This window comes from Pseudomonas algeriensis (assembly GCF_048847255.1).
Lineage (GTDB): Bacteria > Pseudomonadota > Gammaproteobacteria > Pseudomonadales > Pseudomonadaceae > Aquipseudomonas.
Window position 1 is genome coordinate 184,856 of the sequence record NZ_JBKKRK010000004.1, and the last position, 18,860, is coordinate 203,715.

An 18,860-nucleotide genomic window follows, 5' to 3' on the forward strand; every position below is an offset into this window, starting at 1 on the left:
TCGCAATTCCTGGGTAACTGTTTAGAGAGCAGGTTTATTGGAAGCTGTTTGCAGGTAATGCTCGGCAACGTCCAGCATTCGATTGGCAAAACCCCATTCGTTGTCGAACCACGCCAGGATGTTCACAAGCCTCGGCCCGGAAACACGTGTCTGGCTGGCATCGACGATGGCCGAATGCGGGTCGTGGTTAAAATCACAGCTGGCATGAGGCAACTCGGTATAGGCCAGAAGGCCTTTGAGCGGGCCGCGGGTGGCGGCTTCGCGCAGGATCCGGTTGACCTCGGTGGCGTCGGTATCGCTCACGGTCTGCATCGTGATGTCGAGGCAGGACACGTTGACCGTCGGCACCCGCACGGCTTTGGCCTGAATTCGTCCGGCAAGTTCCGGCAACAGCCGTTCGATGCCGCGCGCCAGACCAGTGGACACGGGGATCACCGACTGGAAGGCCGAGCGGGTACGGCGCAGGTCCTCGTGGTGATAGGCGTCGATCACCGGCTGATCGTTCATTGCCGAGTGGATCGTAGTGATGGACACGTATTCCAGGCCAATGGCCTGGTCCAGCAGGCGCAACAGCGGCACGCCGCAGTTGGTGGTGCATGAGGCGTTGGACACCAGCAACTCTTCGCCGGTCAGGCAATCCTGGTTCACGCCAAAGACGATGGTGGCGTCGACGTCCGCCTCGCTGGCCATCGGCTGAGAAAACAGCACCCTTGGCGCGCCCGCAGCGATGAAACGCTGGCCATCGTCGCGAGTGTTGTAGGCGCCGGAGCATTCAAGCACCAGGTCGACACCCAGGGACGCCCAATCGATGCCTTCGGGGGTGGCACTGCGCAGGACCTTCACGCAATCGCCATTGATATGCAGACAGTCGCCCTCGACCCGCACTTCGCCGGGGAACCGGCCATGGGTGGAGTCAAAGCGTGTCAGGTATTCGATGCTGGCCATGTCGGCCAGATCGTTGATGGCCACGATCTCGAACCCAGCCTTCGCACCTCGCTCGAACAACGCACGCAAGACGCAACGACCAATGCGGCCGTAGCCGTTGAGTGCAACTTTGTAGGGACGCGGTTGGGGCATGGGGGTTCTCTGATCGGGTGAATCCGTTAAGACCAGCATTGTCTGCACCACCGCTATCGCGAGCTCGCTCCCACAGGGTCGGTGGAGATCCTTGTGGGAGCGAGCTTGCTCCGGGCGGCGATCCGACGATGGCAGAACAGACAACTTATGTGGATCAGTCTTCCAGCAGCTCTTCAGCCTGCCCCAGGATATTGTCCAGGGTGAAGCCGAATTCCTCGAACAGCGCCGAGGCAGGCGCCGATTCGCCATAGGTGGTCATGCCGATCACGCGACCTTCCAGGCCCACGTACTTGTACCAGTAATCAGCGTGAGCGGCTTCAATGGCAATCCGCGCGCTGACTTGCAGTGGCAACACCGCTTGCTTGTAGCCGGCGTCCTGGGCATCGAACACGCTGGTGCATGGCATGGAAACCACGCGCACGTTGCGGCCCTGCTCGGTCAGCTTGTCGTACGCCTGGACGGCCAGGCCAACTTCCGAACCGGTGGCGATCAGGATCAGCTCAGGCTCGCCGATACAGTCCTTGAGCACATAGCCGCCACGGCTGATATCGCCGATCTGGCCGGCATCGCGGACCTGGTGTTGCAGGTTCTGGCGAGAGAAGATCAACGCCGACGGGCCGTCGTTGCGCTCGATGGCGTGTTTCCAGGCCACGGCCGACTCCACGGCGTCGCATGGGCGCCAGGTGTCCAGGTTCGGCGTGCAGCGCAGGCTCGCCAGTTGCTCGATCGGCTGGTGGGTCGGGCCGTCTTCGCCCAGGCCGATGGAGTCGTGGGTGAACACATACAGCACCCGCTTTTTCATCAGTGCCGACATGCGCACGGCGTTGCGAGCGTATTCCATGAACATCAGGAAGGTCGCGCCGTAGGGCACCAGACCGCCATGCAGGGCAACGCCGTTCATGATCGCGCTCATGCCGAATTCACGAACGCCGTAGTACATGTAGTTGCCGCTGGCGTCTTCAGCCGTCACGCCTTTGCAGCCTTTCCACAGGGTCAGGTTGGAACCAGCCAGGTCGGCCGAACCGCCCAGCAACTCCGGCAACAGCGGGCCGAAGGCATTCAGGGTGTTCTGGCTGGCCTTGCGGCTGGCGACGGTTTCGCCCTTGGCCGCGATTTCGGCGATGTACGCCGAAGCTTTTTCGGCGAAATCGGCCGGCAGCTCGCCGCTGAGGCGACGCACCAGTTCGTTGGCGAGTTCAGGGAATTCGGCGGAATAGGCCGCAAAACGCTGGTCCCACTCGGCTTCGGCCGCGCGGCCTTTTTCCTTGGCGTCCCATTCGGCATAGATGTCGGCCGGGATTTCGAACGGGCCGTGTTCCCACTTCAGCGCGGCACGGGTCAAGGCGATTTCCTCGGCACCCAATGGCGCGCCGTGGCAGTCTTCCTTGCCCTGCTTGTTCGGCGAACCGAAACCGATGGTGGTCTTGCAGCAGATCAGGGTTGGCTGAGCGCTCTTGCGGGCCGTCTCGATGGCGATCTTGATTTCTTCCGGGTCGTGACCGTCGACGTTACGGATCACCAACCAGTTGTAGGCTTCGAAACGCTTGGGCGTGTCATCGGTGAACCAGCCTTCGACTTCGCCGTCGATGGAGATGCCGTTGTCATCGTAGAAAGCGATCAGCTTGTCCAGGCCGAGAGTGCCAGCCAGGGAAGCGACTTCGTGGGAAATGCCTTCCATCATGCAGCCATCACCCAGGAATACGTAGGTGTGATGGTCGACGACGTTGTGGCCGGGACGGTTGAACTGCGCCGCCAGGACTTTTTCCGCCAGGGCGAAGCCCACGGCGTTGGCCAGGCCTTGGCCCAGTGGACCGGTGGTGGTTTCCACGCCTGGCGTGTAGCCGTACTCCGGGTGGCCCGGGGTGCGGCTGTGCAGTTGGCGGAAGTTCTTCAGGTCATCGATCGACAGGTCATAACCGGTCAGGTGCAGCAACGAGTAAATCAACATCGAGCCGTGGCCGTTGGACAGCACGAAGCGGTCACGGTCAGCGAACGATGGGTTGCTCGGGCTGTGCTTGAGGTAATCGCGCCAAAGCACCTCGGCGATATCCGCCATACCCATGGGGGCGCCGGGATGGCCGCTGTTGGCTTTTTGCACGGCATCCATGCTGAGGGCACGAATGGCATTGGCACGCTCACGACGGCTGGGCATCGCTGATCTCCTGGGTTTTGAATAACGAAACTGAAAAAGGCGAGCATTTTCCCTCACCCACCCGCCCCGGGGCAATCAGATACTCGTCCAAAGGCGATATTTGCGGCGGATAAAGTCGCATCGGGCAGGTGAAACCTTTCCGCTGATGGTGGGTAGAGTCAAGCACACGCAAGGAAGTGCCATTTATCGAGCAATATCAAAACTTTTTGATATTGGCCTTGCGATGGACCAGGCCCGTCACTAGACTGCCGCCCATGAACTTACGCGTGCCTTCCATTCGCCATGATGACAGCGATGAGCTGGCGGCCCTTTGCAAGGCCGGCGGCGATCCGTTGCGGCTCAATGTATTGCGCGCCCTGGCGAACGACTCGTTCGGTGTATTGGAGCTGGCGCAGATCTTCGGCATTGGCCAGTCCGGCATGAGCCATCACCTCAAGGTCCTGGCCCAGGCCGACCTGGTGGCGACGCGGCGCGAAGGCAATGCGATCTTCTATCGGCGCGCCCTGCCCCACACCGAGCTTCTGGGTGGCAAGCTGCACGCCGCGCTGCTGGAAGAAGTGGACGAGCTGGACCTGCCGATGGAGGTACAGGACCGCATTGCCCAGGTCCACGGGCAACGCGCCGCCGCCAGCCAGGATTTTTTCGCACGAGTAGCAGAGAAATTTCGCGCCCAGCAGGACCTGATCGCCGGGCTGCCGCAATACCGTGACAGCGTCGTTGCACTGCTCGACAAGCTGAGCTTCGGCCCCTGTGCCACGGCGATGGAAGTCGGCCCCGGCGACGGCGCTTTCCTGCCGGAACTGGCGCGTCGCTTCAGCCAGGTGACAGCGTTGGACAACAGCCCGGCGATGCTCGAACTGGCCCGCCAGGTATGTGAGCGCGAGTCCCTGGCTAATGTCAGCCTGCAATTGGCCGATGCCCTGAACGGCGTGAGCCTGCGGGCCGATTGCGTTGTATTGAACATGGTGCTCCACCACTTTGCCGCACCGGCCGACGCGCTCAAGCACATGGCCAACCTGCTGCAACCGGGCGGTAGCCTGTTGGTGACAGAGTTATGCAGCCACAACCAGAGTTGGGCCAAGGAGGCCTGCGGTGATCTCTGGCTGGGGTTTGAACAGGACGATCTGGCCCGTTGGGCCACCGCTGCGGGCCTCGTGCCCGGGGAAAGCCTCTATGTAGGCTTACGTAATGGTTTCCAGATACAGGTCCGCCATTTTCAGCGGCCGGCTGGCGACACTCACCATCGGTAACTTGTAGGAAAACATCGAGATGAGCGAATACTCCCTTTTCACCTCCGAGTCCGTGTCTGAAGGGCATCCGGACAAAATCGCCGACCAGATTTCTGATGCGGTGCTGGACGCCATCATTGCTGAAGACAAGTTCGCCCGCGTGGCGTGCGAGACTCTGGTGAAAACGGGCGTGGCGATCATCGCCGGCGAAGTCACCACCTCGGCCTGGGTCGACCTGGAACAGATCGTTCGCGACGTGATCCTCGGCATTGGCTACAACAGCTCCGACGTCGGCTTCGACGGCGCGACCTGCGGCGTGATGAACATCATCGGCAAGCAGTCCCCGGACATCAACCAGGGCGTTGACCGCGCCAAGCCAGAAGACCAGGGCGCCGGCGACCAGGGCCTGATGTTCGGCTACGCCAGCAACGAAACCGACGTGTTGATGCCGGCTCCGATCACCTTCTCGCACCAGTTGGTCCAGCGTCAGGCCGAAGCCCGCAAATCCGGCCTGCTGCCTTGGCTGCGCCCGGATGCCAAGTCGCAAGTGACCTGCCGCTACGAAGGCGGCAAGGTCGTCGGCATCGATGCCGTCGTGCTGTCGACCCAGCACAACCCGGAAGTGTCCTACAAGGACCTGCGCGAAGGCGTGATGGAACTGATCGTCAAGCACGTGCTGCCTGCCGAACTGCTGTCCAAGGACACCCAGTTCCACATCAACCCGACCGGCCAGTTCATCATTGGCGGCCCGGTGGGCGATTGCGGCCTGACCGGTCGCAAGATCATCGTCGACAGCTACGGCGGCATGGCGCGTCACGGCGGCGGCGCGTTCTCCGGCAAGGACCCATCCAAGGTTGACCGTTCGGCGGCGTACGCCGGTCGTTATGTCGCCAAGAACATCGTCGCCGCCGGCCTGGCCGAGCGTTGCGAGATTCAGGTTTCCTACGCCATCGGCGTAGCCCAACCTACGTCCATCTCGCTGAATACCTTCGGCACCGGCAAGATCGGCGACGACAAGATCATCCAGCTGGTGCGTGAAGTGTTCGACCTGCGTCCATACGCGATCACCACTATGCTCGACCTGCTGCACCCGATGTACCAGGACACCGCAGCCTACGGCCACTTCGGTCGCACGCCGCAGACCAAGACCGTGGGCGACGACACCTTCACCACGTTCACCTGGGAAAAAACCGACCGCGCCGACGCCCTGCGCGCCGCTGCCGGCCTGTAATACGCGCTGCAATGAAAAAGCCCCTGGCGACTCGGTCGCCAGGGGCTTTTTTTGCGTTTTGACAAAGGGGTATTGCTACGTCCGCCGCGCCACCAGCAAGAACGAAGCAGCACTCGCCAGCAACGCCGCACACATCCGGTTGAACAAGCGCTTGCCGCTAGGCCGGGCAAACAATCGCCGCGCATAAATGCCCATGTAGCAATACAAGCCGATCGCCACGCATTCCAGGGCGAGGAACAGCCCGCCCAATACGGCGAACTGCTGAGTGACAGTGCCAGCACGATCAACGAACTGCGGCAGGAAAGCGGTAAATAAAAGAATCGCCTTGGGATTGCCGATTGCCACCAGAAATTCCTGGCGCGCCAGGCTGGCCATGCTCATCGACTTGGTCGCCACCTCGCTGCCGGCGTCAGGCTGCGCGCGCCATAACTGCACGGCGAGGTAAAAAAGATAGCCGGCGCCGACAAGCTTGATGCTCAGGAACAACAATTCCGAGGTGTGCAACACAGCCGTCAGCCCCACCGCCGCCAGGGCAATCATGATGGCAAAGGCCACCAATCGACCCACTCCGCCGCTGCACGCTCGGACGAACCCATAACGCGAGGCGTTACTGATCGATAGCAGGTTGTTCGGGCCCGGCGCCATGTTCAGCGCGAAGCAGGCAGGGATGAAGACAGCGAGCGTCGTCAGGTCCATCGTTTGCACTCCTGGCAGATCGGATCGAGCGCCCATTCTGCACTGGCCACCGACGGGTTCAAGGGACAGTTGCGCAGCCAGATCGACCCGGACTGTACCGTCGGCGATTCGCCTTCATTTCTTCGTAAAACCCCGTAACGCTCCAGGCCCCGCGCCTTTCACGGCAGCGGCTAGTCTTCGAGTACCTCATTTAGCAAGGATGCTTCGATGCTGCCGTTATTGCGCGTCTTCGCCTGTTATCTATCACTCGTGGCCCCGGCCATTGCTGCGCCGTGCCCCGATTGGCCCAAGGAGCGCGCCCAGGCGCAGGTCGACATCCTCCAGCGACAGGTCGACGCCTGGGACGATGCCTATCATCGCCTCGGCCGCGCCCTGGTGGCCGACGAGCTGTACGACCAGTCCCGTATGCAGCTGGAGCAATGGCGCCGCTGCCAGGGCCTAGCCCCCCTAGCCTCGTCCTTGCGAACGGCGGGCGGAAAAGTACCGCACCCTGTCGCTCATACGGGCCTGGATAAACTCCAGGATGCCAAAGCCGTGGGGAACTGGCTTGAAGGGCGATCGGACGTCTGGGTCCAGCCAAAGGTCGATGGTGTCGCGGTGACCCTTATCTATCACGGTGGGCGCCTGCAACAGGCAATCAGCCGCGGCGATGGCAACCACGGGCACGACTGGACTTCGAACGCCCACAAGATCGAGGCCATTCCACGCCAGTTGCGTCAACCCACGGACCTGCTCGTTCAGGGCGAGTTGTATTGGCGGCTCGACGATCATGTACAAGCCACTCGTGGCGGACTCAATGCCCGATCGGCGGTGGCCGGGTTGATGGCCCGCAAAGACCTGCCTCCCGGCCAGGCATCAGGAATCGGCCTGTTTGTTTGGGACTGGCCCGAGGGCCCGGCGACCCTGCCCGAACGGATCGCCGCGCTGAACGAGCTGGGCTTTGCCGATACGACCGGCTACAGCCAGCCTGTCGAGGCATTGGCCGATGCCGAACACTGGCGCAACCACTGGTATCGCACGCCCCTGCCATTTGCCAGCGATGGAATCGTGCTGCGCCAGAGCCACCGCCCACCGGCCGACCGCTGGCAGGCCCGGGCGCCGTTCTGGAGCGTGGCCTGGAAGTACCCGTACGCCCAGGCCCTGGCGCAGGTACGCAAGGTGCGTTTCAAGATCGGCCGTACCGGGCGCATCACACCCGTGCTGGAGCTTGAGCCCGTGACGCTCGATGATCGCCAGATCCAGCGGGTAAGCGTCAGCTCGCTCAAGCGTTGGGAGCAGATGGACATCCGCCCCGGCGACCAGGTGGCCATCAGCCTGGCCGGGTTGACCATTCCACGGCTCGACAGCGTTGTACTGCGCAGCGTCGAGCGCCCGGACCTCGAGGTACCGATCGCCGCCAACTACCATTTCCTGAGTTGTTGGCAGCCGACGCCCGGTTGCGAAAGCCAGTTCCTTGCGCGCTTGAACTGGCTCAGTGGCAAACATGGGCTCGGCCTGCCCCATGTCGGCCCCGGCACCTGGGAAAAGCTGCTGGCCGCGGGTCGACTCGACGGATTACTGGATTGGTTGACCCTCGATGCCACGGAGCTTGCTAACATTGCCGGTTTCGGCGAGCGCAGCAGCGCCCGCCTGCTGGCCAGCCTGCACAGCGCACGGCAGCAGCCTTTTCGGCAATGGCTCAAGGCCCTTGGCCTGCCGCCCACTGCTGAGGCCAAGCTGGACGGATCGTGGCAGGCGCTGGCTGGGCGCAGCATTGAACAATGGCAAGCCGAAGCCGGTATCGGGCCGGGACGCGCCGCGCAACTGAGCGCTTTTTTTCGCGACCCGCAGGTGCTGGCCTTGAGAGAAACACTACACACCGCTGGCGTCGACGGTTTCTGATTCGACCCGGCGCGGTTGAACCCAAGGGGCGGACATGCGTTCCAACAGCGCATCTACACCGACCGCCCGAGAGTCTTTATACGGAGTTGCTATGAATTTCCTGTCCCCCGTTGCCCTGCTCGCCCTGTGCGGTGCCATGGCTTCGCCTTTGATGGCAACTGAGCAACCCCCGGAGCTGACCGGGTGCGCGGCAAAGCGCCAGGGCATCATCAACCAGATCGAACTGGCCAAGTCCCGAGGCAATTCGGCCCAGCAAGCCGGGCTCGAAACAGCGCTGAACGAAGTGACCACTCATTGCACGGACGCATCCTTGCGCAAGGAGCGGGAAAACAAGGTCCTCGAGGCCAAGCACGAGGTGAGTCGTCGCCAGGCCGACCTGGAAAAAGCCATGAAGAAAGGCGACGCGGAGCGAATCAACAAGCGTAAAGACAAACTGGCGGCTTCCCGCAAGGAATTGCAGGAAGCGGTGGATGAGTTGGATAAATAAGCGGCAAGCTGCAAGTTTCAAGCGGCAAGCTCAAAGCTCCATGCTTTGAAACCGCCCGCTGCTTCACGATCAGTGATTACGAAACTCTTTATGGCAGGCACTGCACGCATCTTCGACTTTCTGCACCGCCGGCCCCAGGTTGCTGGCCCTGTAAGGCTGGACCTTGCTGGCCGTCACCAATTCACCGGTGGCCGCCTCAAGATTGCGGGCCAGTTCCTGAAAGCGCGCCTGCTTTTGCCAAACCTCATCCGTGGCGCTGGTGTGGTCTTCTTCACGAACCGGCGGGAAGTGCTTCCAAGGTTCGTGAGACAGTTGGTCCAGCTTTACCGCGCCGTCGGCAAAACGCACGCCGTCGAACGGAACTCGGCCGCGCAGCATGCCACCCAGTTCTTCACTGGTCTTGAGCATCTGTTTGAAAATCGCCTTGCGCTGGCCCAGGGGAGAGTTGGGATCGACGCCACCGCAGCCGGATAACATCAGGCAGGCCAGCACAGCCATGGAAAATCGTCTTACAAACATCTTTGCCTCGGGACAGGAAACGGCCGTTAGTATCCCCGGGTCGCCAGAAAAGACCAATGGCCCTATCAACAATACGGGTTGTCGAGTGCGCTAAGGCACCCGACGATTGCAAAGGAAACCTTCATGAATAGCCGCTTCAAGTCATGGCACAAGAACCTGGCGCTGACACTGCCGTTGATCGTGCTGCTGGCCGGCTGCAATCGCGGCGAAAAGGTCGAAGAACCCAAGACCCACGCCCTTGCCACTTACGTCAACGCACCTTGGGAAGCGTTGCCGCCGGTGTCCGATGAGGACCTGCTGGCCGGCTTCGGCTCCTGGCGCAGCGCGTGCGTCCGGCTCAAGGCGGACGCGAGCTGGGGCCCAACCTGCGCGGCAGCGGTGAACGTGCCGCAGACCCCACAGGATGTTCGCAACTTCCTCAAGCAGACCCTGGATGTCTATGGTCTGCGTTCGGGGGACAACAGCCCCAACGGCCTGATTACCGGCTACTACGAACCGGTCTATCCCGGCAGCCTCACCCAGACTGCCACCGCCAACGTGCCAGTCTACGGTGTACCGGAGGACATGATCATTGTGTCGCTGGACAGCATTTATCCCGAGCTCAAGGGCAAACGCCTGCGCGGCCGTCTCGAAGGCCGGGTGCTCAAGCCGTATGACGACGCCGCCACCATCGAGAACAGCGGGGTGAAGGCGCCTGTCATCGCCTGGCTGACAGACCCGATGAACCTGCAATTCCTGCAAATCCAGGGGTCGGGGCGCATCCGTCTCGATGATGGCCGCCAACTGCGCATCGGTTATGCCGACCAGAACGGCCACCCGTATCGCCCCATTGGCCGCTGGCTGGTTGAGCAAGGCGAGCTGAAAAAAGAAGACGTGACCATGGGCACCATCAGTGCCTGGGCCAAGGCCCACCCGAACCGTATTCCCGAATTGCTGGCCAGCAATCCGAGCTACGTATTCTTCAACCGCAACCCCGACAGCAATGAAGGCCCGCGAGGCTCGCTGAACGTCCCTTTGACCGCGGGCTACAGCGTGGCCGTGGACCGCAAGGTAATTCCCTTGGGCAGTCTGTTGTGGCTGTCCACGACTCGACCCGACGGCAGCGCTTTGAACCGCCCCGTTGCAGCACAGGACACGGGAGGTGCGATTACCGGCGAAGTGCGTGCGGACCTGTTCTGGGGCACGGGCGACGCCGCCGGGCAATTGGCGGGAGATATGAAGCAACAAGGCCAGATCTGGATGCTGTGGCCCAAGGGGATGGCGTTGCCTCAGGTGCCGCAGGTGGCGAATGCGGTCAGCGCCAATCCTTGAAGGACGTGTTTATTGTCCCGGCCCCATCGCGAGCTTGCTCGCGAGAGGCCGGCAAAAACACCGAAACGCCAAAGCCGGGTTCAAGCCGAAACGAAGAAGAAACTCGCCACCAACCCTACCCCCACGAACCATACCAGCGAACGCAAGACTGCCCAGTCGGCCAAATAGCAAATGATGTAGAGCAGGCGGCTGGTGATGAACAACACAGCCAGGACGTTGATGGTCACCAGTTCGGCATTGCCGGCCAGGTGCGCAACGATCACGGCGGCGGCAAAGAACGGAGCGATTTCGAAACTGTTCAGTTGCGCGGCGTAGGCGCGCCGGGGAGCACCTTCGAGTGAGTCGAGAAAGTCCCGGGGATCGTGGTTATCTTGCAGCCTATATTTCCCGCCTGCCTTGGCGATGCCGATACACAGGTAAGGCAGGAGAAAAGCGATCAAAACACACCACAGGGCAACCGTCATACCGCATTTTCCTTTTTTAGTTTTAGAGATTCGAAGGCACGCATCTCAGGATTTCATCACCAGCATGCCAACCTGCACCAGCCCGCAGGCTAAGAGTCGCTGCCAGCCGAAAGGTTCTTTCAGGCAGTGCATGCCTAAGAACACGCGCTCCATTACGCCTGCAGAATAGACTCGCGATCCGTTAGCAGCCGTTTATACTGCACTCGACCACGCCGCACTCAGTTGCGCATAGACCAATTCCAATAATTCTGCCGCCGCCTCGTTCGTCCGAACCAAGGCGTCGGCATGCGTATGCCTGATCCGAGCGTCAAGACTACAGACAGAGACCTTGCGCATGCCACTCGCCTTGCTTGCTTTGGCCGTTGCCGCTTTTGGCATCGGCACGACCGAATTCGTCATCATGGGCTTGCTGCCCGACGTCGCCCGAGACCTGGCCGTGAGTATTCCTCACGCCGGGTTGCTGATTACCGGTTATGCCCTGGGGGTTGTGTTCGGCGCGCCGATCCTGGCGATCGGCACCGCGAACATGCCGCGCAAGGCCACGCTGCTGGGCATGACCCTGATGTTCATTCTGGGCAACGTGCTCTGCGCCCTGGCGCCGAACTACACCACCCTCATGGCCGCCCGGGTCATCACCGCGTTATGCCACGGGGCGTTTTTTGGTATTGGCTCGGTGGTGGCGGCCGGGTTGGTGGCGCCGAACAAACGAGCCCAGGCGATCGCGATGATGTTCACCGGCCTGACCTTGGCGAATGTCCTGGGCGTGCCGCTGGGTACGGCCTTGGGCCAATATGCCGGCTGGCGGTCGACGTTCTGGGCTGTGTCGGTGATCGGTGTGATCGCGGTCATCGCCCAGTGGGTCTGGCTGCCCAAGGAAATCCCGATGGACAAGGCCAACCTCGCCAGCGAGTTCAAGGTATTGGGCAAGGCCAACGTGTTGTTGGCCCTGGGCATGAGCGTGCTGGCCTCCACCAGCCTGTTCAGCGTATTCACCTACATCGCGCCGATCCTGCAGGACATCACCGGCGTCAGCCCTCACGGTGTCACCGTCATGCTGTTGCTATTCGGGGTCGGCCTGACGGCGGGCAGTTTCCTCGGTGGACGCCTGGCCGACCGGCGCTTGCTGCCATCCCTGGTGGGCATGGCGCTGGCCGTGGTGCTGGTGCTCGCCGCCTTCAGCCAGACCAGCCGATCGGTGATCCCGGCGGCGATTACCCTGGTGCTGTGGGGCGTCTTTGCCTTCGCCCTTTGTCCGATCCTGCAACTGCTGATCATTGACCAGGCCCATGAGGCCCCGAACCTCGGCTCGACCCTGAACCAGAGCGCGTTCAACCTCGGCAATGCCGCCGGCGCGTGGATCGGCGGCCTGGTCGTCGCCAGCGGGGCCGACCTTGCGGATCTGCCGTGGACCGGCGCCCTGGTTGGCGGGCTGACCGTACTGGCCGCGCTTTACTTTATTTTTCGGCAGCGTCGCTTGGGCGCCGTGGCAGGCCTTGCCGACTGAGGGGCGCATTGGTCTCGCTGCGCACTTGGGCGTGGCTGATCAGCGCGAAGATGAAACTGCCGCCAATAATGTTCCCCGCCAACGTCGGTGCGGCGAACACCATCCAGAAGTCCTCCCACGACAGCTGGCCGGCAAACACCAGGTAAGACACCTCGGCCGAGCCGACGACGATGTGGGTGAAATCCCCAAGCGCCATGAGGTAAGTGATCAGCACGATGATCCACATCTTGGCGCTTTCCATGGACGGGATCATCCAGACCATGGTGGCGATCATCCAGCCGGAAATGATGCCCTTGGCGAACATCTGGCCCGTGTCGTTCTCCATGACCTTGCGACCGATATCGAGAAAGGCCAGGTCGGTGCGCTGGTCGAAAATCGGTAGATGCAGCATCACGTAGGCCACCAGCAGCGTGCCGCAGAGGTTGCCCACCAGCACCACGCTCCATAGCCGGAACAACCGGCCGAAGTTGCCCAGTGTCGGCTTGCTCATGATCGGCAGCACAGCGGTCAGGGTATTTTCGGTAAACAATTGCTGGCGCGCGAGGATCACCGCCAGGAAGCCCGCGCAATAGCCGAGGCTGGCGATCACCTTGAAACCTTCATGATCCGGCAACCGCGAGTTGAGCAGCCCCATCGCCATCAGCGACAGCCCCATGGTCAACCCGGCCGCAAGGGCCGACCACCACAGCGCCGCCACGCTGCGCTCCAATTCCTGGTCACCCTGGGTGCGGATGATTTCATGCAACACCGCGGCGCGAGGCGGCTGGTTGCGGTCGACTTCGTGCTGCTCCTCTGCCGAGAGATCAGGGGTCTTGCCGTCTTTATGAGTGTCCATACAGCTCCTGAACCGGTGGCGTGATGTAGCTACGACACGCGGCGTACGGAGCTGTTCAGTGGTGCCCGCAAATGAGAGGCATATCGCCATCCTATTCGATGGCATCGTCCTGGAATTGATCCTTGACGTACTTGATCTCGGTCCGGCCATGGGGGGCGGGCAAGCCGTCTTCGCCAAGATTGACGAAGACCATTTTTTCCACCGTCAGGATGCTTTTGCGGGTGATCTTGTTGCGCACTTCGCAGGTGAGGGTGATGGAGGTACGACCAAACTCCGTGGCGGTGATACCCAGTTCGATGATGTCGCCCTGGCGCGAAGCGCTGACAAAATTGATTTCGGAGATGTACTTGGTGACCACGCGCTGGTTGCCCAGCTGGACGATGGCATAGATGGCCGCCTCTTCGTCGATCCAGCGCAACAGGCTGCCACCGAACAGCGTGCCATTGGGATTGAGGTCTTCGGGCTTGACCCATTTGCGGGTGTGGAAATTCATGATCACTCCTGGACGTCTGGCCGATGAATGCCCGCATCATGGCAGACCGTGCAGGTCCGCTCTACGCCGCGGCGCCTATAACAATCATCGGCAATTTTGATTTGCCGACAGAAACCCTTTGGAAGATCCGCTTAGCCCGTTATAATCGCCCCGCTTTACCCGGCCCACCCTTTGGTCCGGTCCCGCCACCTGTCCGAGGGGCGCTGCAGCAGGCTCGACCTGTCAGGCTCGGATGGGGCGTTGCTTGTACGGGGCTCCCCGCACAGGCACTAAACGCACAACGGCGCCCATTCGCATACATTACGAATGGAGGCTCTTGATGAGCGCTGTTATCACGCCTGCTGCTTTTACCGACTACAAAGTCGCCGACATGTCCCTGGCTGACTGGGGCCGTCGCGAAATCATCATCGCCGAATCCGAAATGCCAGCCCTGATGGGCCTGCGTCGCAAATACTCTGGCGAACAGCCATTGAAGGGCGCGAAGATCCTCGGCTGCATCCATATGACCATCCAGACCGCCGTGCTGATCGAGACCCTGGTTGCACTGGGTGCCGAAGTGCGCTGGTCCTCCTGCAACATCTTCTCGACCCAGGACCAGGCTGCCGCCGCCATTGCCGCTGCCGGCATCCCGGTCTTCGCCTGGAAAGGCGAGACCGAGCAAGAGTACGAGTGGTGCCTGGAGCAGACCATCCTCAAGGATGGCCAGCCATGGGACACCAACATGATTCTTGACGACGGTGGCGACCTGACCGAGCTGCTGCACAAGAAGTACCCGGCCGTGCTGGACAAGGTCCATGGCGTGACCGAAGAAACCACCACTGGCGTACACCGCCTGCTGGACATGCTGGCCAAGGGCGAGCTGAAAATCCCGGCCATCAACGTCAACGACTCGGTGACCAAGAGCAAGAACGACAACAAGTACGGCTGCCGCCACAGCCTCAACGACGCCATCAAGCGCGGCACCGACCACTTGCTGTCCGGCAAGCAGGCCCTGGTGATCGGCTACGGTGACGTGGGCAAGGGCTCGGCCCAGTCCCTGCGTCAGGAAGGCATGATCGTCAAGGTGTCCGAAGTCGACCCAATCTGCGCCATGCAAGCCTGCATGGACGGCTTCGAACTGGTTTCGCCGTTCATCGACGGGATCAACGACGGCACCGAAGCCAGCATCGACAAAGCCCTGCTGGGCAAGATCGACCTGATCGTCACCACCACCGGCAACGTCAATGTCTGCGACGCCAACATGCTCAAGGCTTTGAAGAAGCGCGCCGTGGTCTGCAACATCGGCCACTTCGACAATGAGATCGACACCGCTTTCATGCGCAAGAACTGGGCATGGGAAGAAGTGAAGCCACAGGTCCACAAGGTTCACCGCACCGGCACTGGCAGCTTCGATCCGCAGAACGATGACTATCTGATCCTGCTGGCCGAAGGCCGCCTGGTCAACCTGGGCAACGCCACCGGCCACCCAAGCCGCATCATGGATGGCTCGTTCGCCAACCAGGTCCTGGCCCAGATCTTCCTGTTCGGCCAGAAATACGCCGACCTGCCACCGGCCCAGAAAGCCGAGCGCCTGACCGTGGAAGTACTGCCGAAAAAACTCGACGAAGAAGTGGCCCTGGAAATGGTCCGCGGTTTCGGCGGCGTGGTCACCAAGCTGACCAAGCAACAGGCTGACTACATCGGCGTCACCGTCGAAGGCCCGTTCAAGCCGCACGCTTACCGTTACTGATCGGCGCCCCCCTTCCGGGGGGATGCACTTTTGTAGGAGCGAGCCAGCTCGCGATCGACGTCGCCTCGGTCTGACAGTCCGATCGAGGTGCCTGCATCGCGAGCAGGCTCGCTCCCACACTGGCCCGCCTCCACAGGGCTCTGCAAGCCTCACGGCCCACGAGTTTCCAAGGATATGACCATGTCCCAAGACCGTCGCTACAGCTTCGAATTCTTCCCGACGAAGACCGATGCTGGGCATGAAAAGCTGATCGCCACTGCCCGCCAGCTGGCAAGCTACAACCCTGATTTTTTCTCCTGCACCTACGGCGCTGGCGGTTCGACCCGCGACCGCACGATGAACACCGTGTTGCAGCTCGAAAGCGAAGTCAAAGTCCCCGCCGCGCCACACCTTTCTTGCGTGGGCGACAGCAAGGACGACCTGCGCAGCCTGCTGACCCAATACAAGGCAGCCGGCATCAAGCGCATCGTTGCCCTGCGCGGCGACCTTCCGTCGGGCATGGGCATGGCCAGCGGAGAGCTGCGCCACGCCAATGAACTGGTTGAATTCATTCGCGAGGAAACCGGCGAGCACTTCCACATCGAAATCGCCGCTTATCCGGAGATGCACCCGCAGGCGCGCAATTTTGAGGATGACCTGCACAACTTCGTGCGCAAGGCCAACGCCGGCGCCAACAGCGCGATCACCCAGTATTTCTTCAATGCCGACAGCTATTTCTACTTTGTCGAACGTGTTCGCCAGATGGGTGTGGACATTCCTGTGGTTCCGGGAATCATGCCAATCACCAACTACAGCAAGCTGGCGCGTTTCTCGGACGCCTGCGGCGCGGAAATCCCGCGCTGGATCCGCAAGCAGCTGGAAGCCTATGGTGACGACACCGCCAGCATCCAGCGCTTCGGCGAAGAGGTCATCACGCAAATGTGTGAGCGTTTGTTACAAGGCGGCGCACCGGGGCTGCATTTCTATACCCTGAACCAGGCCGAGCCTAGCCTCGCGGTATGGAACAATCTCAAACTGCCGCGTTAATGACTTAATGCAGTGGTACAAAAGGGCCCTGGCAAAAACCAGGGCCTTTTTCTTTAAAAAAGGACATCAGGAGCAACTCGATGCCGAATGGTCAAAGGTCGACGACCCCACAACTTATCTATCTGGTCTATGGGGCCGAGACCTATCACCAGGAAGCGGTGTTCAGTATCGCCAGCGCCTTGGCGGGCCTGCGGGAGACACCCGATGAGGCATTGGACATCCAAGTGTTCACCGACAATGCCGCGCCGTACGTGGATTTGCCCGTTCGAGTGCGCCACTTGGACAACGAAACGCGCCAAGGGTGGATCGCTCCCCACGGCTATCATTTCCGCGCCAAGCACGTGGTCATGCGGAAGGTGCTCGAGGAAAGCGAACTGGCATTGCTGATCGACACGGACACCTTCTTCCATTGCTCGCCGATCGAGCTGTTCAAGCGGATCGAGCCGGGCACACTGTTGTGCAATGCCGTCGGCATGAACTATGGCGCCAACAAGGATGCCGGGCTTTACCTGACCCTCGCCCAGCCCTTGGCTCAACGAGAACTGGCCGACGACAACATGCCGCTACTCAATTCCGGCGTGATTGGCCTGTATGCAGTCGATGCGGCAATCCTCGATCACTCCATTGCGCTGATGGACGAATTTTATCCGTTAGCCCAAGGAGCCTATACCCTGGAAGAGTTCTGCCTCTCGGTGGCGGCCTATCGCAAGGTCAAGGTGCGTGAATGTCCAGACCTGATCCACCACTACTGGAGCCGCAAGCAGCTGTTTCGGGCCAAGACCAAGGCCTGGTATGACAAACACCGCGCAGCCCCCGTGGGCCAACATGCCCTGGATGAAACGCGGCAAGTCACTGCCATACTACCGCGCCCACCTACCTTCCAGCGCCTGGCCTACAAATTCATTACCGTGGCGTTGCCCGGTCACAAACGTCAGTTCATGCGCGAGATCCTGTACGGCTGCTATCGCCATACCAATCCATTCGACCAGGCGTGCGGCCCGGTCTGGTGGGAAAAGGCCCTGGAGAACGTCGAACACCGGTTGAAGAAGCCTTTGGAAGACCATGAGCTCAAACATTGGCTCAGCCATCCCGTGATTCGCCTGGTACTGGGTAAACGCCGAGAAGCCATCTATCGACACCTGATGCAGACAAAGAGCAACTGAGCCACGTGCTAGAGCGCTCTAGCTATTTGATGAGTTCTCGTCGTAACCTCCGGTCATGCCCGTAATCCTCCCGTTGCTGACAGCCCTCCTTCTCTCGTGCCTGAGCGTTGCCGCCCAGGCCGAGAAGTTGCGCATTGTCACCGAACCCTGGGCACCTTATGTCTACGAGGAAAACGGCAAGACCCTTGGCCTGGACTATGAAACCACGGCCATTGTGTTCAAACGCCTGGGCATCGATGTGGAATGGCAACTGCTGCCGTGGAAGCGCTGCCTGGCCATGCTGGAGCAAGGTTTGGCGGACGGCGCGCTCGACATATTCCACAGCGACGAGCGCGATGCCCTTCTGCTATACCCCAGCGAACCGCTGTCGGAGGTGGAATTCGTCATGTTCTACGCCAACGCCCGCCCCCACCCTTTTCGCACGCTCGACGACCTGGACGGGCTGACCGTCGGCACGTCGCCCGGTTATCTGTATAGCCAGGCGTTCAGAGAATCGAGCCGATTCAAACGGGAAGCGGCTCCGACCCACGAAGCCAACTTCGGCAAGTTACAGCTGGGCCGCATCGACCTGCTCATCACCGACCGTCGTGTAGGGCGACACGCAGTCAAGGCGCTTCAACTGGACAACCAGATCACAGAGAATCCCACCGTGGTGAGCCGCCAGAGCCAATACCTGGCGGTACGACGCAAGGCGGGCATGGACTTGCTCGTGCAACGCTTCGGCGCCGAGCTCAAGCGTTTCAAGCATGAACCGGCCTATGCCGAGTTGAGTGCTCGTTATGGCGCTGCTCCGACGGCCAAGGCGGCTGGGCACAACGCGGTGTCACGCTGAAATGCACCGTTGAGCAGCAGGAAAGCAGCGCAGGGCGATTGCTCTGTTATACTCCGGCCTTCCCGCCAGGCTCACGCCCGGACGCCCGGTCTTGCAAAAGGCATCCCGACACCGCTACAGCGCAGCTTCCAGCCCGCGCGAGCCCTGTCCGGACGTGTCTTCCAGACCCGGCGGGACCGGACGGGATGAGGTCTCCAATCGACCGCATTCGCGCCAGGCAAGACTATCCCA

General features: G+C 61.2%; 16 protein-coding genes, 2 pseudogenes and 1 riboswitch. Of the genes and pseudogenes, 10 read left to right on the forward strand and 8 right to left on the reverse strand.

Annotated elements, in window-relative coordinates:
• Window positions 1-21 precede the first annotated feature (21 nt).
• Window positions 22-1,077, reverse strand: coding sequence for an erythrose-4-phosphate dehydrogenase (gene epd, locus ACLK1G_RS08205; protein ID WP_420764983.1), 1,056 nt, complete (start codon window positions 1,075-1,077; stop codon window positions 22-24).
• A gap of 154 nt (window positions 1,078-1,231) precedes the next feature.
• Complete coding sequence (tkt, locus tag ACLK1G_RS08210) at window positions 1,232-3,229, reverse strand: transketolase (RefSeq protein WP_420764984.1); 1,998 nt, start codon at window positions 3,227-3,229, stop codon at window positions 1,232-1,234.
• 254 nt (window positions 3,230-3,483) lie between these two features.
• Here tkt and ACLK1G_RS08215 point away from each other — a divergent pair, with 254 nt between their 5' ends.
• On the forward strand, window positions 3,484-4,479 hold the full coding sequence (locus tag ACLK1G_RS08215; protein WP_420764985.1) for an ArsR/SmtB family transcription factor: 996 nt from the start codon (window positions 3,484-3,486) through the stop codon (window positions 4,477-4,479).
• A 19-nt stretch (window positions 4,480-4,498) separates the two neighbouring features.
• A complete protein-coding gene (metK, locus tag ACLK1G_RS08220; protein ID WP_030137860.1) occupies window positions 4,499-5,689 on the forward strand; it encodes a methionine adenosyltransferase in 1,191 nt (396 codons plus the stop codon).
• Window positions 5,690-5,764: 75 nt separating this feature from the next.
• Here the strand turns inward: metK and ACLK1G_RS08225 are convergent, their stop codons facing one another.
• Window positions 5,765-6,385 (reverse strand): LysE family translocator, encoded by a 621-nt coding sequence (locus ACLK1G_RS08225; protein WP_420764986.1) that lies wholly within the window; start codon window positions 6,383-6,385, stop codon window positions 5,765-5,767.
• 207 nt (window positions 6,386-6,592) lie between these two features.
• Here ACLK1G_RS08225 and ligB point away from each other — a divergent pair, with 207 nt between their 5' ends.
• Both ligB and ACLK1G_RS08235 read left to right on the forward strand, forming a co-directional pair.
• On the forward strand, window positions 6,593-8,266 hold the full coding sequence (gene ligB, locus ACLK1G_RS08230; RefSeq protein ID WP_420764987.1) for an NAD-dependent DNA ligase LigB: 1,674 nt from the start codon (window positions 6,593-6,595) through the stop codon (window positions 8,264-8,266).
• A 91-nt stretch (window positions 8,267-8,357) separates the two neighbouring features.
• Window positions 8,358-8,753, forward strand: a complete 396-nt coding sequence (locus tag ACLK1G_RS08235; RefSeq protein ID WP_420764988.1) for a DUF1090 domain-containing protein — start codon at window positions 8,358-8,360, stop codon at window positions 8,751-8,753.
• 69 nt (window positions 8,754-8,822) lie between these two features.
• On the opposite strand, the gene ACLK1G_RS08240 is transcribed toward ACLK1G_RS08235, so the two are convergent.
• Window positions 8,823-9,272, reverse strand: a complete 450-nt coding sequence (locus ACLK1G_RS08240; protein ID WP_420764989.1) for a c-type cytochrome — start codon at window positions 9,270-9,272, stop codon at window positions 8,823-8,825.
• A 123-nt stretch (window positions 9,273-9,395) separates the two neighbouring features.
• Between ACLK1G_RS08240 and mltA the strand changes: the two genes are divergently transcribed.
• A complete protein-coding gene (mltA, locus tag ACLK1G_RS08245; RefSeq protein WP_420764990.1) occupies window positions 9,396-10,583 on the forward strand; it encodes a murein transglycosylase A in 1,188 nt (395 codons plus the stop codon).
• Window positions 10,584-10,663: 80 nt separating this feature from the next.
• Here the strand turns inward: mltA and ACLK1G_RS08250 are convergent, their stop codons facing one another.
• Together ACLK1G_RS08250 and ACLK1G_RS08255 are read right to left on the reverse strand one after the other, a co-directional pair.
• Window positions 10,664-11,047: an MAPEG family protein gene (locus ACLK1G_RS08250; protein WP_420764991.1), complete on the reverse strand. Its 384-nt coding sequence runs from the start codon at window positions 11,045-11,047 to the stop codon at window positions 10,664-10,666.
• A gap of 45 nt (window positions 11,048-11,092) precedes the next feature.
• A pseudogene (locus ACLK1G_RS08255) lies at window positions 11,093-11,191 on the reverse strand (EamA family transporter); the annotation flags it as partial.
• Window positions 11,192-11,381: 190 nt separating this feature from the next.
• On the opposite strand from ACLK1G_RS08255, the gene ACLK1G_RS08260 reads away from it, so the two are divergent.
• On the forward strand, window positions 11,382-12,551 hold the full coding sequence (locus ACLK1G_RS08260) for an MFS transporter (protein ID WP_420764992.1): 1,170 nt from the start codon (window positions 11,382-11,384) through the stop codon (window positions 12,549-12,551).
• On the opposite strand, the gene ACLK1G_RS08265 is transcribed toward ACLK1G_RS08260, so the two are convergent.
• Both ACLK1G_RS08265 and ACLK1G_RS08270 read right to left on the reverse strand, forming a co-directional pair.
• On the reverse strand, window positions 12,502-13,386 hold the full coding sequence (locus ACLK1G_RS08265; protein WP_420764993.1) for a formate/nitrite transporter family protein: 885 nt from the start codon (window positions 13,384-13,386) through the stop codon (window positions 12,502-12,504). The two genes, ACLK1G_RS08260 and ACLK1G_RS08265, sit on opposite strands and share 50 nt — an antisense overlap.
• Before the next feature lie 91 nt (window positions 13,387-13,477).
• Window positions 13,478-13,879 (reverse strand): acyl-CoA thioesterase, encoded by a 402-nt coding sequence (locus ACLK1G_RS08270; protein ID WP_420764994.1) that lies wholly within the window; start codon window positions 13,877-13,879, stop codon window positions 13,478-13,480.
• Window positions 13,880-14,068: 189 nt separating this feature from the next.
• Window positions 14,069-14,175, forward strand: a riboswitch (S-adenosyl-L-homocysteine riboswitch).
• Window positions 14,176-14,198: 23 nt separating this feature from the next.
• Here ACLK1G_RS08270 and ahcY point away from each other — a divergent pair.
• The 4 genes and pseudogenes from ahcY to ACLK1G_RS08290 all read left to right on the forward strand — a co-directional run.
• Complete coding sequence (gene ahcY, locus ACLK1G_RS08275; RefSeq protein WP_420764995.1) at window positions 14,199-15,608, forward strand: adenosylhomocysteinase; 1,410 nt, start codon at window positions 14,199-14,201, stop codon at window positions 15,606-15,608.
• Window positions 15,609-15,788: 180 nt separating this feature from the next.
• Window positions 15,789-16,634 (forward strand): methylenetetrahydrofolate reductase [NAD(P)H], encoded by an 846-nt coding sequence (metF, locus tag ACLK1G_RS08280; protein WP_420764996.1) that lies wholly within the window; start codon window positions 15,789-15,791, stop codon window positions 16,632-16,634.
• 80 nt (window positions 16,635-16,714) lie between these two features.
• Window positions 16,715-17,797 carry a hypothetical protein gene (locus ACLK1G_RS08285; RefSeq protein ID WP_420764997.1) on the forward strand — a complete coding sequence of 361 codons (1,083 nt, stop codon included), beginning with the start codon at window positions 16,715-16,717 and terminating at the stop codon, window positions 17,795-17,797.
• A 55-nt stretch (window positions 17,798-17,852) separates the two neighbouring features.
• Window positions 17,853-18,661 (forward strand): annotated as a pseudogene (locus tag ACLK1G_RS08290) (substrate-binding periplasmic protein); the annotation flags it as partial.
• Window positions 18,662-18,860: the final 199 nt, after the last annotated feature.